Below are 13,729 nucleotides of genomic sequence, written 5' to 3' on the forward strand. Positions count from 1 at the left end.
ACCCATTGACCTTCAATAAAACTTGAAGGTTAGCGTAGCGCCATTCCCCTGTCCTGGAGCTGTCCCATGTCGCTGTTCTCGCCCCTGGCGCTGCCTTCCGGCGCCCTCATCCGCAACCGCATCGCCAAGGCGGCGATGGAGGAGAACATGGCCGACGCCGACCACGCCCCCTCCGAAGCGCTGCTGCAGTTGTACCAGCGCTGGGCCGACGGCGGCGCCGGGCTGATCATCACCGGCAACGTGATGGTTGATGGCCGCGCCATGACCGGCCCCGGCGGCGTGGTGCTGGAAGATGATCGCCATCTCGACCGCTTCAGCGCCTGGGCCGACGCCGCGCGCTCGCGCGGGGTGCAGATGTGGATGCAGATCAACCACCCAGGGCGGCAGATGCCGGCCGCGCTTGGCCAGCCGGCATTGGCGCCTTCGGCGGTCCCCTTGGACATGGGCGCACTGTCCAAACAGTTCGCACCGCCGCGGGCGATGACCGAGGCGGATATTGAAGACGTGATCGCCCGCTTCATCCGCAGTGCCGAGCTGGCCGACCGCGCCGGTTTCAGCGGCGTGGAGATCCATGCCGCGCACGGCTACCTGCTCAGCCAGTTCCTGTCGCCGCTGTCGAACCGTCGCGAGGATCGCTGGGGCGGCAGCCTGGACAACCGTGCGCGCCTGCTGCTGGAGATCGTGCAGGGTGTACGCGCCACCGTGTCGCCTACGTTCGCAGTGGCGGTGAAGCTCAACTCCGCCGACTTCCAGCGCGGTGGTTTCTCGCCCGAGGACGCGCGCGCCGTGGTGGAGATGCTGGCGCCCCTCGGCGTGGATCTGGTCGAACTGTCCGGCGGCAGCTATGAGATGCCGGCCATGACCGGCGCCGCACGCAACGAACGCAGCGTGGCCCGCGAAGCGTACTTCCTCGAATTCGCACGCGAGATCGCCACGGTGGCAACGATGCCGCTGATGGTCACCGGCGGCATCCGCCGCCGCGAAGTGGCAGAACAGGTGCTGGCCAGCGGCGTAGCCATGGTCGGCATCGCCACCGCGCTGGCGATCGAGCCGGATCTGCCGCAGCACTGGCAGCAGGGCCGCGATCCGGTGCCGACACTGCGCGACATCAACTGGCGCAGCAAGCCGCTGGCGGCCAGTGCGCACATGGCCGCAGTGAAGTATCAGCTGGGCCGGTTGAGCCGGCGCCGCCCCACCGCACCCACGGTTTCACCGGTATGGGCCCTGCTGCTGGCACAGGCGGCCGCAAAGTGTCGGACCCGCCGCTACCGGCGCTGGATCGGCGCCCGCGCCATCGCACACTGAGCCGCGCGGTCTTCTCATCGCCGCAGCGATGCTCCAACATCTGCAGGATCGGCGGCAGTTCCGCCGCCGGTCGCAGCATGGAGATGGAGCCCACGTGGCAGCAGGATCGACCAGGAACCGCGAGAAGCTGCTCGATGACCTGCTCTCGCTGGGCCGTAACTGGGCGCTGGCGATCGCCATCGCAGGTGCCGGGGCAGCAGTTCACTACAGCGAGTCGGTGTACGAAGCAGGACTCTGGCGAGGCCTGCTGCCTACCATCTGCTTCCTGGTCGCGATCATCTGGATCGTGCTCAGCATCATCCGCTTCGACCTGACCCTCCAGCAGCACTTCGAGCGCAAGCGCACGCGCTGGCTCAGCCGCCTGCTCTATGTCGTGCTGCTGGGTACCGGCATCACCGCCGTGTTCTTCGTGACCGAACTGGCGTCCAACAACCACATCGCAAGGATGTGCGACGCCGTGGCCAACGAACCGGCCAGCCGGATCCACCGGTCCGCCGAGTGCCAGCGCCTGTACCAGCATCGGGCGGCGTACCGGCAGCGGCTGGAATCGGCCGAGGGCGAGTTCGACTGAGCCGGCTGCGCATCGCGTGCGCGAAAAACACATGGCGTGGATATGCGGTCGGGCACAGTGACTGCGCCTCCCTCGCAGCGAACGAACGCCGCCGACATGCACCACCCGCCTGCCCCTGCCCGCCACGATGCCATCGCCCTGCAGGCAGGCGTACTCGGCAGTTTGCTGGGCGTGACGCTGTTCAAGGCGATCGCACTCTCCGCACCGGCCAGTGGATCCCTGATCGTGATCGGGCTGTGGCTGCTGGCCTGCGCGTTGCTGGCTGCCTGGGCACTGGCCGCCTGCCTGGCCTGCCTTGCGCTGAGCCGGCGCGTATTCGTGCTGATGCTGGCGCTGAGCATGATCCTGATGATCTGCGTCGCCTGACAGCAGCAGGCGCTGGACTATCGCGCATCTGTTACAGAATAACAAGTGCGGTTGGACGGATTGCTCGTGCCCGGGGTCACGGATTTGAATTCCATGGCCAGCCCGGCACCACCCGAGACCTCCCCATGATCCTGCAGCCCCTGCTTCGCGCCTCCCTCACCGCCTTTGCCCTGGCCACGCTCAGCGCCTGTGCCACGTATGACGACAGCAACATGCACCAGGCCTGCCAGGAGTCGCCGCATCTGAAGGACCTGCCGCCCGAAGTGGCTGCCCGCGAGAGCCGCTGCAACAAGAGCATGGAAGTGTGGTCGAGCGAGCGCAAGGGCAGTGACAGGCCGATCGACCTGAGCGGCAAGAAGAAGGATCTCTGAGCCGCCGGGCATCTTGATCGCTCCAATGCATGCGGATGACCAGCCCGTCACGATCGGGGGGGCAGGATAAGTCCTCCCCATCACGACGACTTTCCCGATGCCGGCCACTGGTCACCCTGTCATCCATGCCTTTGAAGCTGTGTTCGACCTGTCTGGCGGGGTGGAGCGCATTACGGCGCTCACCGTCATCTGCCGGCATTGCTCTGAAACCCGCTCGGCCAGCGAAGACAATCTGGTCCAGCTGCCGGGCGGGGCCTTGTTCCGCTGCGACGGATGCGGCAGTCATCAGGCGGTGAGCCATGCGCGGGTTGCCGATTGGCAGGTGAATTCGCTTCTGGGTGTCTGAGGCTGCAATACGACGGTGCCACGACGCAGGCTGTTGGCGCAGGGATGATGATGCAGTCAGAGGGCGCCCCGTGAGCCACCTCGTCCGCCACGAGGGACCGATGAGGGCCAGGGCAAAGGAGCTGTGCAGGGCGCAATGACATCACCTCGGCTAAGCTGCGGCACCTTTCTTCGCGCACGGCCATGCATCCCTTCCCCCTTCCTGTCTCGGCACCCGATCAACTCGCCTACCGACTGCTGCAGGACAGCGACTGGGCCCGTTCGGCCGACGCCACCAATGCCCCTCCCGAACTCCGCGCTCTGCTGGCGATGATCCTGGATTCTCCAGAGCCGCTGTGGATCGCATGGGGCCGCGACAACAAGGCGTTCTTCTTCAACGATGCCTACCTGCCGATGCTGGGCGGCAAGCTGCACGGCGCCATGGGCAGCCGATTGGAAGACGTCTGGGCGGACGTCTGGGCCGACGTCGTGGATGCTGTCAACGACGCTTTCGGCGGCACAAGCCGCAGTTTCAAGAACATGCCGTTGATGATGGACCGTGATGGCACGTTGCGCGAGACATTCTGGACGTTCTCCTACTCGCCGCTGCGTGCCGGTTGCGGAGGCGTGGCCGGCATCATCTGCGTCGTCAGCGAGCAGACCGAGCGGGTGATCGAGCGCGACCGGCACACGCGCCAGGTGGCGGCCATCACCGAGCAGGCACGCGAGGCCCACCTTGAACTGGTACGCGCCCGCGAACAGCTGCGGCAGTCGCAGAAGCTGGAGGCCATCGGCCAGCTGACTGGCGGCGTTGCCCACGACTTCAACAATCTGCTGCAGGTCATCACCGGTTCCGTGGACATGCTGCTGCATACCTGGCCGGCCGAAGATGCGCGCCTGCGCTATGTACAGGCGATCGAAACCGCCGCTGACCGCGCCACTCGCCTGACCGCCCAGCTTCTGGCGTTCTCGCGCAGGCAGAGCCTGTCGCCGCAGGTATTCGACCTCTGCGAGAGCGTACGCGCGCTTTCAGACATCATCACCACAGTGCTGGGTGCACGCATCTCCGTGTCGGTGAACCTGCCCGACGCCCCGTTGCCGGTGCTGCTGGACCGGACCCAGCTCGACACCGCACTGATCAACATCGCGGTGAACGCGCGCGACGCCATCGACGGCCACGGCAAGGTGACGATCGATGTGGAACAGCTGACATCGGTGCCTTCCGTGCGGTTCGCGGCGCCGATGAAAGGCAACTTCGCTGCGATCAGCGTCAGCGACACCGGTGCCGGTATCGATCCGTCCGTGGTGGACCGGATCTTCGAGCCATTCTTCACCACCAAGGGAGTGGGCGCGGGCACCGGGCTTGGCCTCAGCCAGGTGTTCGGCTTCGTCAAGCAGTCCGAGGGCGAAGTGGACGTACAGAGCCAGGCCGGTGTCGGTACGCGCTTCACGCTGTATCTGCCGCTGGCGCAGGCTAACGCCTCCATCGAGCTGCCGACCGCGCAACCGGGATTGCTGCATGGTCACGGATTGTGCGTGCTGGTGGTGGAAGACAATGTGGATGTGGCCGAATTTGCAGTCGGTGCGCTGCGCGAGCTTGAGTACAACGTCGTACTCGCGCGCAATGCCGACGAAGCACTGGCGGAGCTCGAGCGCGACGCTGCGCGTTTCCACGTGGTGTTCAGCGACGTGGTCATGCCCGGGACCAATGGGCTGGATCTGGCCCGCACCATCCGCAGCCGCCTGCCCGATCTTCCGATCATTCTCACCAGTGGCTACAGCGAACTGCTGGCCCGCGATCCAGGCCACGGTTTCACGCTGCTGCGCAAGCCCTACTCACTGAAGCAGCTGGCCTTGGTGATGACCGAGGCCAGCTGTCGCTCGCAGACGATGGTGACTGCGCATTAGCGGGCAGATCACCGGATCGGACCGGTCCAGGAAGCAAGCGCTGAATCAAGGCCGGACATATCCCCCCGTGTGCCACAGACCCAGGCAACGATGCCATCCGGGCGCACCAGCACCGCCCCCAGGCCCGATGTCGCATCCCCAGTATCTGCGGCGCAGGCGATGGAAGGCTGCCAGCGTTGGCCATGCTGCGGCGGCGAAGACGCCGGGTCGAAAACAAGCAGCGCCCCCTGCCCCGCTCTCAGCAGTTCGCCCAGGCGGCGGCCATCGACCAACCGGAAATCCGGCGCGTTCCTGCCGACCAGCGGGTGGTCTCCGTCAAGATCCAGCTGCTGCGAAACACCCCAGATCCGCTCGGCCAGATACGTGGCCCCATCGCGGGTGCCGGCCAGGTCGGCCATGATCGCTGCCAGCGCGCGCGAACCGGGCCCGGGTCGCATCAGCGCAACCTGCGCGCGCGACCAGTCCAGCACCTTGGCACCCACCGGATGGCGCTCCGCCTGATAGCTGTCCAGCAGCGCCTCATCGGCCTTGCCCCGCGCTACGGCGGCCAGCTTCCAACCGAGGTTCATCGCATCGCCGATGCCGAGGTTCAGTCCCTGGCCGCCCAACGGCGAATGCATGTGCGCGGCATCACCTGCCAACAGCACACGTCCGCTGCGATAGGCCGTCGCCTGGCGCGCAGCATCGGTCCATGTCGTGGCCAGGTGCAATGCAGTGATCGTTGCCTCGCGGCCAGACACCCGCCGCAGCAACGCTTGCGCGGTGAGCCGGTCCAGTGGCGTGCGATGGCCGGCGCCACCATCGAAATCGGCCAGCGCCAGCATGCCTGGCGGGTTGAAATTGCACATCCCGTGATCGGTGAACTGTCGGCCTGGTGTGAGTACACACCCATCTGCCAGTTCGACCAGCAGCGTGTAACCGGTGAACTCCGGCCCGGTTCCAGCGAAGAGGAAGCCCGATTGTTTGCGTACCGTGCTGCGGGCCCCATCACAACCGACCAGCCAGCGGCCGTGGACCCTGCCGGAGCCGGTGTGCACGGCAACCTGCGCCTCGTGCGCATCCACCGCCTGCACCGCACGCCCGCGTTCGATGCGCACGCCCAGCGCAGTCGCACGTTCGGCGAACACCGCTTCCAGGGCCTGCAACTCCACCGCCATCTGGGTGCCCGCCGGTGTCGGCAGGCGCCAGCTCCAGCGCGCCTGGTCCACATCGTCCAGTGCAAATGGAATGCCCGCGAAGTGCCCACCCAGCGCACGCGGCTGCGCCAGCCAATGGGCGGTGCCGGGCGGCGGCGCGCCCTTGTCGGGCTTGAGCACCTGCGTCGCGGCGACCGCGTCCAACAGGCCGCGCCGATCCAGCGCCTCCAGCGAGGGGGCGTTAAGGCCGCGCAGCCCGAATGGCAGGCGCTTCAACGGCGAACCGGCGGACCCGGCCTGCTCCAGCACCAGCACCGAACACCCGGCCAGGGCCAGTTCGCAGGACAGGAACAGGCCAACCGGGCCAGCACCGGCAATGACGACGTCGTACAGCATCGAGATTCCTTGTGAGCGCCGGGTCGGCGCTCTGGCGGATCAAATGTTACACTCGGTGTACGTTTTCACAAGTGAACCGCCCATGGCCCCGCCTCCTGGCCGCCGCGAACAACGCAAGGCCGTGACCCGACAAACGATTTCGGACGTCGCCACCGAGCTGATCATCCGGCGCGGCTTCGAGGCCGTCTCCATGTCCGAGATCGCCGAAGCCGCGGGCGTCTCACGCAAGACGGTCTTCAACTACTTCGCCAGCAAGGAAGACCTGGTGTTCGACCGGGATGAGGAGGCGCGCACGCTGCTGCGCGAGGGCATGATGGCGCGCAGCGGCCTGACCCCGCTCGCGGCCTTCCAGTCGCTCGTTCGTGAGTTGCTGGAGGCTGGCCATCCGCTGCTGCGCATCAATGCCGGCGCTGTCGCCTTCTGGGGCACCGTGGCGGAGAGCCCGGTACTGGTCGCGCACGCGCGACGGCTGCAGGCGCAGTTGACTGACGATCTGGCGCGATTGATGGCCCACGCTGTCGGCCGGCCCGAACATGACGCCGAAGCGCGACTGGGCGCGGCCATGCTGCTGGCGTCGATGGTGGCGGCCTATGAGAAAGGACTGGCAAGCCAGCTGCAGGGCAAGGACCCGCGTGAGGCCATGCGGCAGCTGATCGTGCGCGGTGCCACCGGGGTACTGGTGGCCTTGGCGGGCACCCCGTATACGGACCCCGGCGCGCGTCCATAGCGCATCCGGGGAATAGGCGTCGAAGTATCGCAAATGCTAATCTTTCTCATTTGCAGACACGTGACCCTCCCCAATGCCCCTGACCATGCCCCTGCAACGCACCCTGTGCCTGGCACTGACCCTGCACGTGGCGCCCCTTGCGCATGCAGCTGAGTCCTCCGCTGCCGCACCCAAGGATCTGGACAAGGTCGAAGTCCGCGGACGCGCACAGACACTGTATCGGGTAGACGATGCCGCGGTCGGCACCCGCACCGATACGCCCCTGGAGCTGGTCCCACAGTCGATCCAGGTCATCCCGCGTGAACTGATCGACGACCAGGCCGCGCGCCAGGTGACCGACCTCTATCGCAGCATCAGCGGCATCAGCTATTTCAGCTATGCCGGGGTGACCCTGCGCGGCTTCCGCCAGGAGAACGTGCTGTATGACGGCCTGCGCGGCGACCCGTACGCAGGATTTTCGGTGCCGCAACTGTTCAACATCGAGCGCGTGGAAGTGCTGAAGGGGCCGGCAGGCGCGCTGTATGGCGGGGGTGATGCGGGCGGTGTCATCAACTACGTGACCCGCAAGCCGAAAGCCAGCGCCGAACGCCGCATCGAGGTCCAGCTCGGCGACAAGGACTTCCGTGCCGGATCGATCGAGGGTACCGGGCCATTGAATGCCATCGGCAGCGTACGCTATCGCGCCGGGCTCTATGCCGACAGTGAACAGGGCGTGCGCTGGAACACCGACAGCGAGAGCGTGATCGGCGACGCCTCGCTGGCCTTCGACGTTGGCCAGACCGGCGAGCTGGTGCTGCAGTTCACCGACATCACCCAGAACCTTGGCGGCAACCGCCTGCGTGGCGTGCCGGTCAACGATGCAGGCACGTTCCTGACCGACCGCCGCTGGAACCACAACGAGGCCAGCGACTTCCTCGACATGCGCGCCAAAGTGGCGCTGGCGCAGTACCGTTTCGCGCCGAGCGACACTCTGGACCTGGACTTCGCCGCCCGCTGGTTCAGCAACAACGAACACCAGATGTACCACGAGCCGATGGGCCTGATCGATCGTGACCGCGATGGCGTGGCCGAGTGGATGACCCGCCAGCTGCGCAACCAGATACGCGACAACGAAGCATTCACTGCCAACGGCAATGCCGTCTGGCGGGTGGCCACCGGCACGGTTGAGCACAAGGTGCTGTTCGGCGCCGATGTGTACCAGCTGGATGCGGATTTCACCGCACAGACCGCGAACAGCGCTGACCTTGCGCGTGGCGCCGGGCCGGTGCGCGGCATCGACCTGTTCAATCCCGTGTACGGCGCCAGTACCTGGCACGACTACAACCTGGCGGCCCTGCCCTGGCGCAGCACATCCACCCGCAGCAAGCGCCATGGCGGCTACCTGCAGGACGAACTGGCACTGGGCCCGCGCTGGCATGTGCTGGCCGGGGTGCGCTGGGATGGCTTCAAGGATGAGGATCGCATCACTGGCAACAGTGTGGATGGCAACGATCTCAGCTGGCGGCTGGGCAGCACGTTCACCGTGCGCGAGGGCCTGAACGTCTACGCCAACGTCGCCAGTGGTTTCGTGCCGCAGAGTGCCGCCAACCAGAACCCGGCCGCTGGCGGACCGTTCGATGCCGAGCGCAGCAAGCAGTGGGAAGTAGGCATGAAGTCGCTGCTGGCCGACCGTGTGGCCTTGAACATGGCGGCCTACCGGATCGACCGCAGCAACATCGTGCAGGCCACCGGCGAGGTGATCGGTGGCGTGAACCAGTTGGCCGCGCTGGGCCTGGTACGCAGCACCGGCATGGAGCTTGACCTGCTGGCCGACCTCAGCGAGCGCTGGGTGCTGAATCTGACGTACGCCTACAACGATGCGCGGGTGAAGGACGCCGGCCCGAATGGCATCACCAACGCCTCAGGCGACCGATTCGCCAATGCGCCGCGCAACAAGCTGGGGTTGTGGACGCGTTATGACCTGCCGGCGATCAACTCCGCCATCGGCTTTGGCGCGGATCACGTCGGCGAACGCGTCAGCCTGGATGGGCAGACGGTCAAGGCCTACACCGTGTTCGACGTGAGCTGGAAGACCACGTGGAGGCAGTGGCAGTTCCAGGCCAACGTCAAGAACCTGTTCGACAAGGTGTACGCGGCCAGTGGCTTCATTGAACGCAACGGGCATTTCCCCGGAGATCCACGGCGGGTGTATGTGCAGGCGGCCTACAGCTTCTGACCGGAAGCACGTGTAGCGTTGATCCACTGCCGGCAAGCAGATCGTTGCCTGGCACTGGTCCACGCCTGTCCGAAACCGTCGGCACTTCCAGTCACTTGTGCACGATCTCCTCCGCCTGTAGCGTTGCCGTTGCCCAAGGAGGGCTATCAACGGAGTGAAGCATGAAGATTGGATTCAAGCTGTCTGTTGCTATTGCGGCTGCTGCACTGACCCTGGGAATCGGCAGTGCCTCCGCGCAGTCCCGCTGTACCCCTTGCTACACCGCGTATGACGCGTGCCTGGCGGCGGGTAATGGCGAGAAGGTCTGTTACCCGGCGTTTGCTCGTTGCCTGCGGAACAGCGGCTGCACCATCCCGTAAGTCACGCACTGCCGTGATGCGTGCCGGCCCCCATTTCGGGGGCTGGCATTGGCTGGCAGGCGCTGCGCCTTACTACTGAAAAGGTTCCATACGCGACTGGCGGTGTGATTTCATCCCATCCGCATCGCATGGTTCTCGCGCGCCTGCACATCAATTTCCTGCTGGCGTTGCCCGGCAGTCTGCTGGCGCTCCAGGTCGACCGCTTTCATCTGCTGCAACGACTGCGCAACCGGCGTCTGTACTGCTATATCCGTGGGCATTGAAACGCGCAGGTGGGCGGGGTCGGTCATCTCGCCCTGCACCACGAACACGTTCCGCCCTGCGGGAGCGTCGGCCGTCTGGGCGCTCAGCAGCACGTGATCGGCACGTTCAAACTGGTTGCGGCGGGCCAAGGCCATCACGCTCGCCACAAGACGCTCGCTGTTCTCATCGTGGGTACGTCCCGCGCTGGCATCGATCGCGGCCACGCCTTCGCGCACCTGCTGCAGCAATGTGTACTCACGGTGGCCAGGACCAATGTCGGCCAGACGGGTCGGCGCCTGTGAGGGATCCGGCACGTCGTCCACGGCTGCGGTAAGCGGGCTGCGGGTAATAGTCCGATATGGGTCGTCCGGGTGGAACTGGGTTCGCTTCTCCAGGCACTCCAGACGAAGCTCGCGCGCGTCGTTGAGTTCGGCGATACGTGAGGGATCGGTGATCTCGCGCAGCGACATGTGACCGCCGCCCGCACTGATGCTGGCCCATTTCCTGTCCGCCTCGAAGTACATCGCGTAGTAGCTGTTGCCACCGATGACGTTCGGATCGACCGTCGAGCGCCCTTCCAGGGCCTGGGTGGCTTCCAGCACGCTCAACCGGGTAAGGTACTGGCCGCCTTTCGTCCATCCCATCTGGCTGATGGCATCGACGCTGGTGTTGCCTACACGCGGGCCTCCGGCGTAGTCATTGTTGAGCATGTTGGTCCAGATCTGTTCCAGCTTCGCGGGGCCGCTCTTCTGCTCAGCCGCCTGCAGCAACACGCGCGGCGTCCAGCAGTTGGGATCAAGTTCATGCCGTTCAAATGCCCGGTCGTGAGCCAGCATTACATCCTTGCCGGGAAGATTCAGTGCCAGGTCTGGACGGCGCTCGTTCATCCACTGCTGCCGCAACTCAAGATCTCTTTCGAGCAGGGTCTGCCCAAAGGACTCCCATTGCCGTTCGGTCAATTGTGCATTTGGAAACCGGGATCCCTCTTCCTGCTGGCTCTTCGCGTAGTCCTGTGCATAGGTGTTCGCGACGCGTCCCGGCAGGCTGTCATTGCGTACAACACCCAGTGCCAGTGTCCCGTATCCATCGGCTCCCGGCAGTTGCGACAGGTAGTTCCAGTAAAGCTCGCGGTTACCGTCTCTGGCATAGCTGCCAAGGACGCTCAGATCTCGCTCGGTCAATCCACTCATACCCTACCCCTTCTCTTCCTTGAATCACCGATCACTTGGACCGGGTGCGCGCGATGACGTCCCTGACGGCCTCTTCCATGCGCTTCCAGTCCTTCAGAAACACTCTCTTGTAGTCCAGGCTGACGGACAGCTTGTTGTCGATGTCGACGAAGTAATGAACGCAGCCCGCTGCCACTTCCCCAGGCTCACTGATCACCTCGCGCCCCTCCAGCCGCACGCCGTCGCGTCGGAATTCCTCGCCGTCACATTTGATGAACGAGCTGATCCGACCATCGCCCTGGCGTGCGATGTACCAGTCTCTCTCGTAGGCGGGATTGCGGACAGGCGGCTTCCCGTACCGCGCCTCATACTTCTTCGCGTACACCACCATCTTCGCTTCATCGATTGCATAGGGCGTCAGGCCCAAGGTCTGCGGCTTTGCAACGCGTTGATCGAGACGGTCCCTGGGATCCTCCCTTTCCACAGAGCCCTCCTCCGTGATGGCTTCATTTGAAGACAGCCTTGAAAGCAGTGTTTCGACGGGAACGCGATCGACGTAGTTGATCCGGATGGGAATCTCCTTCCGGAAATCATTCGTACGCGGATTCGCCCGCGCACCCGGCGCCGTCGGCTTCATGTCTGGCCACTCGATGACCAGCGTCACGCCCTCGCCCGGCCACGGTGCCATCTGGCTGTCCAGGTAGTTGGCCGGAATGCGGAAAGTGTTCGGCCCGAGCTTCACGTCCACGGGCGCATCGGTATAGGTGTGGCCGTTGATCGTGCGGCCGGTCTGGGTTGCGCCGGGCATGGCGGGATTCCTTTCGTGTTCGTTGGACGGTGGCCGCGCACAGGCGCCGGCACTCACTGCAACGGCAAGTGCAAGCGTCAGACACCGGCTGGGGGACATCACGTGCATGGGCATTCCATTGCAGGGTTCCAGCGCCACTATAGGCAACCGGCCGTCCACGGAACAGGAACCGCATCGCAGCCCTTCCTGAAACCAGGCTGCGCGCCACATGCGCTGCCTGCAGTACTGCGGATACTGCTTCGTCACTCCACTCCAGGTCTCAGCCGTTGCTGTCCGTGCCTTTATGGCCGCGATAGGTTTCACCCCACTCGCGCATGGCAAGCAGCACCGGCACCAGCGTGCGACCGAATTCGGAAAGCTCGTACTCCACCTTCGGCGGCACTTCCGGGTACACGTGGCGGATCACCACCCCGTCAGCCTCCAGTTCCCGCAGCTGGCTGGTCAGCATGGACTGGGTGGCGTTGGGCACACGCCGGGTCAGCTCCATGAAACGTCGCTTGCCTGTCATCAGGTGAAACAGAATGATCGGCTTCCACACGCCGCCCATCACCGACAGCGTGACTTCCACCGCGCAACCGCTCTTGCCATCCCAACGCCTGCTACGCATGCATACTCCGGAAAACCATAGTACCTACGGAAATTCATCGTTCTTGTTGCGATAACGGTGCGAGCCTAGCATGGCCCCATTCCTTGAATGTGAGGCCCAGCATGACGTTCAAAGCACTGCTCACCCGCAAGACGAACAACCAGGTTTCGACCGAGCTGGTCGATTTTGATGAAGCTGATCTGATGGACGGCGACGTTCTGGTGGACGTCGAGTACTCCACGCTGAACTACAAGGATGCGCTCGCCCTGACCGGCAAGAGTCCGGTCATCCGGACGTTCCCGCTCATTCCCGGCATCGATCTGGCAGGTGTGGTGCTGGAATCCAGCAGAGCCGACTTCCAGCCAGGCGACCGCGTTGTGCTCAATGGCTGGGACCTGAGCATGGGACATCACGGCGGGCTGGCCCAGCGCGCGCGCGTGCGGGGCGAATGGCTCAACCGGATTCCCGGCAAGTTCAGCACCCGCGACGCCATGGCCATCGGTACCGCAGGCTATACCGCCATGCTGTGCGTACTGGCCCTCGAACATGCGGGGCTGACGCCCGAAAAGGGCGATGTGCTGGTGACCGGCGCCAACGGTGGCGTCGGTTCGATCGCGGTGGCGATCCTCTCAAAGCTGGGCTATCGCGTGGTGGCCGCCACCGGGCGCCCGGAACACGCCGAGTATCTGCACAGCCTGGGCGCCGCCGAGATCATCGATCGCGCGCAGCTTTCAGAACCGCGCGAGCGGCCGGTGAGTGCCGAGCGCTGGGCCGGGGTGGTGGATGTGGCCGGTGGCCCTACCCTCGTCAACGCCATTGCCGAGACGAAATATCGAGGCGCCGTGACCGCCTGCGGGCTGGCGCAGAGTGATGAGCTGCATGGCTCGGTGCTGCCCTTCATTCTCCGCAACGTGACGCTTGCCGGCGTGGATTCGGTGAATGCGCCGCAGGAGGTTCGCCAGCGCGCCTGGGATCGGCTTGCGACTGACCTGGACCCGCAGAAGCTGGAAAGCACCGTGCAGCAGATCGGCCTCGCCGAGGTGCTGGATGTCTATGAGCAGATCATCCCGGGCAAGGTGCGTGGGCGGATTGTCGTGGATGTGAATGCGTGAGCAGGTCGTCTGGATCAACTGCATCTGATGCAGCTTCCATGCTGCGGCGAACGGTGAACATGCAGTGAAACGACGCGGGCGGTGGTGTCCCCAAGCCCCTGCCGCTCGCATACGCTCGGGTTCCCATCGCTGC

The 13,729-nt window shown here is 65.0% G+C and carries 14 protein-coding genes; 10 read left to right on the top strand and 4 right to left on the bottom strand.

Annotated elements, in window-relative coordinates; translation table 11 throughout:
• The first annotated feature begins 66 nt into the window (after positions 1 to 66).
• The 6 genes from AC5P9P_RS05040 (at position 67) to AC5P9P_RS05065 (ending at position 4,845) form a co-directional block, all read left to right on the top strand.
• Positions 67 to 1,305 carry an NADH:flavin oxidoreductase/NADH oxidase family protein gene (locus tag AC5P9P_RS05040; RefSeq protein WP_495232626.1) on the top strand — a complete coding sequence of 413 codons (1,239 nt, stop codon included), beginning with the start codon at positions 67 to 69 and terminating at the stop codon, positions 1,303 to 1,305.
• 94 nt (positions 1,306 to 1,399) lie between these two features.
• Complete coding sequence (locus tag AC5P9P_RS05045) at positions 1,400 to 1,876, top strand: hypothetical protein (RefSeq protein WP_005413845.1); 477 nt, start codon at positions 1,400 to 1,402, stop codon at positions 1,874 to 1,876.
• Positions 1,877 to 1,972: 96 nt separating this feature from the next.
• Positions 1,973 to 2,242 carry a hypothetical protein gene (locus tag AC5P9P_RS05050; RefSeq protein ID WP_033833174.1) on the top strand — a complete coding sequence of 90 codons (270 nt, stop codon included), beginning with the start codon at positions 1,973 to 1,975 and terminating at the stop codon, positions 2,240 to 2,242.
• Between the two features lie 125 nt (positions 2,243 to 2,367).
• Positions 2,368 to 2,613, top strand: a complete 246-nt coding sequence (locus AC5P9P_RS05055; RefSeq protein WP_024958240.1) for a hypothetical protein — start codon at positions 2,368 to 2,370, stop codon at positions 2,611 to 2,613.
• Positions 2,614 to 2,710: 97 nt separating this feature from the next.
• Positions 2,711 to 2,959, top strand: a complete 249-nt coding sequence (locus AC5P9P_RS05060) for a hypothetical protein (RefSeq protein WP_005410137.1) — start codon at positions 2,711 to 2,713, stop codon at positions 2,957 to 2,959.
• 182 nt (positions 2,960 to 3,141) lie between these two features.
• Positions 3,142 to 4,845 carry an ATP-binding protein gene (locus AC5P9P_RS05065; RefSeq protein WP_495232627.1) on the top strand — a complete coding sequence of 568 codons (1,704 nt, stop codon included), beginning with the start codon at positions 3,142 to 3,144 and terminating at the stop codon, positions 4,843 to 4,845.
• A gap of 8 nt (positions 4,846 to 4,853) precedes the next feature.
• Here AC5P9P_RS05065 and AC5P9P_RS05070 read toward each other — a convergent pair whose 3' ends face one another.
• The gene (locus tag AC5P9P_RS05070) at positions 4,854 to 6,377 is read right to left on the bottom strand and encodes an FAD-dependent monooxygenase (protein WP_495232628.1); all 1,524 of its coding nucleotides are present in this window, start codon (positions 6,375 to 6,377) and stop codon (positions 4,854 to 4,856) included.
• A gap of 82 nt (positions 6,378 to 6,459) precedes the next feature.
• On the opposite strand from AC5P9P_RS05070, the gene AC5P9P_RS05075 reads away from it, so the two are divergent.
• From AC5P9P_RS05075 to AC5P9P_RS05085, 3 genes are all read left to right on the top strand, one after another.
• Positions 6,460 to 7,104 carry a TetR/AcrR family transcriptional regulator gene (locus AC5P9P_RS05075; RefSeq protein WP_414497663.1) on the top strand — a complete coding sequence of 215 codons (645 nt, stop codon included), beginning with the start codon at positions 6,460 to 6,462 and terminating at the stop codon, positions 7,102 to 7,104.
• A 73-nt stretch (positions 7,105 to 7,177) separates the two neighbouring features.
• Complete coding sequence (locus tag AC5P9P_RS05080) at positions 7,178 to 9,319, top strand: TonB-dependent siderophore receptor (RefSeq protein WP_049402217.1); 2,142 nt, start codon at positions 7,178 to 7,180, stop codon at positions 9,317 to 9,319.
• 161 nt (positions 9,320 to 9,480) lie between these two features.
• Positions 9,481 to 9,678, top strand: coding sequence for a hypothetical protein (locus AC5P9P_RS05085; protein WP_005410142.1), 198 nt, complete (start codon positions 9,481 to 9,483; stop codon positions 9,676 to 9,678).
• 110 nt (positions 9,679 to 9,788) lie between these two features.
• Here the strand turns inward: AC5P9P_RS05085 and AC5P9P_RS05090 are convergent, their stop codons facing one another.
• The 3 genes from AC5P9P_RS05090 to AC5P9P_RS05100 all read right to left on the bottom strand — a co-directional run bounded on the left by AC5P9P_RS05090 (position 9,789) and on the right by AC5P9P_RS05100 (position 12,505).
• Positions 9,789 to 11,111: a Smlt3024 family type IV secretion system effector gene (locus AC5P9P_RS05090; protein WP_111188230.1), complete on the bottom strand. Its 1,323-nt coding sequence runs from the start codon at positions 11,109 to 11,111 to the stop codon at positions 9,789 to 9,791.
• 31 nt (positions 11,112 to 11,142) lie between these two features.
• Positions 11,143 to 12,006 carry a Smlt3025 familytype IV secretion system inhibitor gene (locus tag AC5P9P_RS05095; protein ID WP_111108321.1) on the bottom strand — a complete coding sequence of 288 codons (864 nt, stop codon included), beginning with the start codon at positions 12,004 to 12,006 and terminating at the stop codon, positions 11,143 to 11,145.
• 151 nt (positions 12,007 to 12,157) lie between these two features.
• Entirely contained in the window at positions 12,158 to 12,505 is a 348-nt protein-coding gene (locus tag AC5P9P_RS05100) for a winged helix-turn-helix transcriptional regulator (protein WP_005410145.1), read from the bottom strand.
• Positions 12,506 to 12,606: 101 nt separating this feature from the next.
• Here AC5P9P_RS05100 and acuI point away from each other — a divergent pair, with 101 nt between their 5' ends.
• The gene (gene acuI, locus AC5P9P_RS05105; RefSeq protein WP_033833182.1) at positions 12,607 to 13,596 is read left to right on the top strand and encodes an acrylyl-CoA reductase (NADPH); all 990 of its coding nucleotides are present in this window, start codon (positions 12,607 to 12,609) and stop codon (positions 13,594 to 13,596) included.
• Positions 13,597 to 13,729 lie beyond the last annotated feature (133 nt).

It is taken from the genome of Stenotrophomonas sp. YJH_SMC_14-1 (assembly GCF_059372275.1).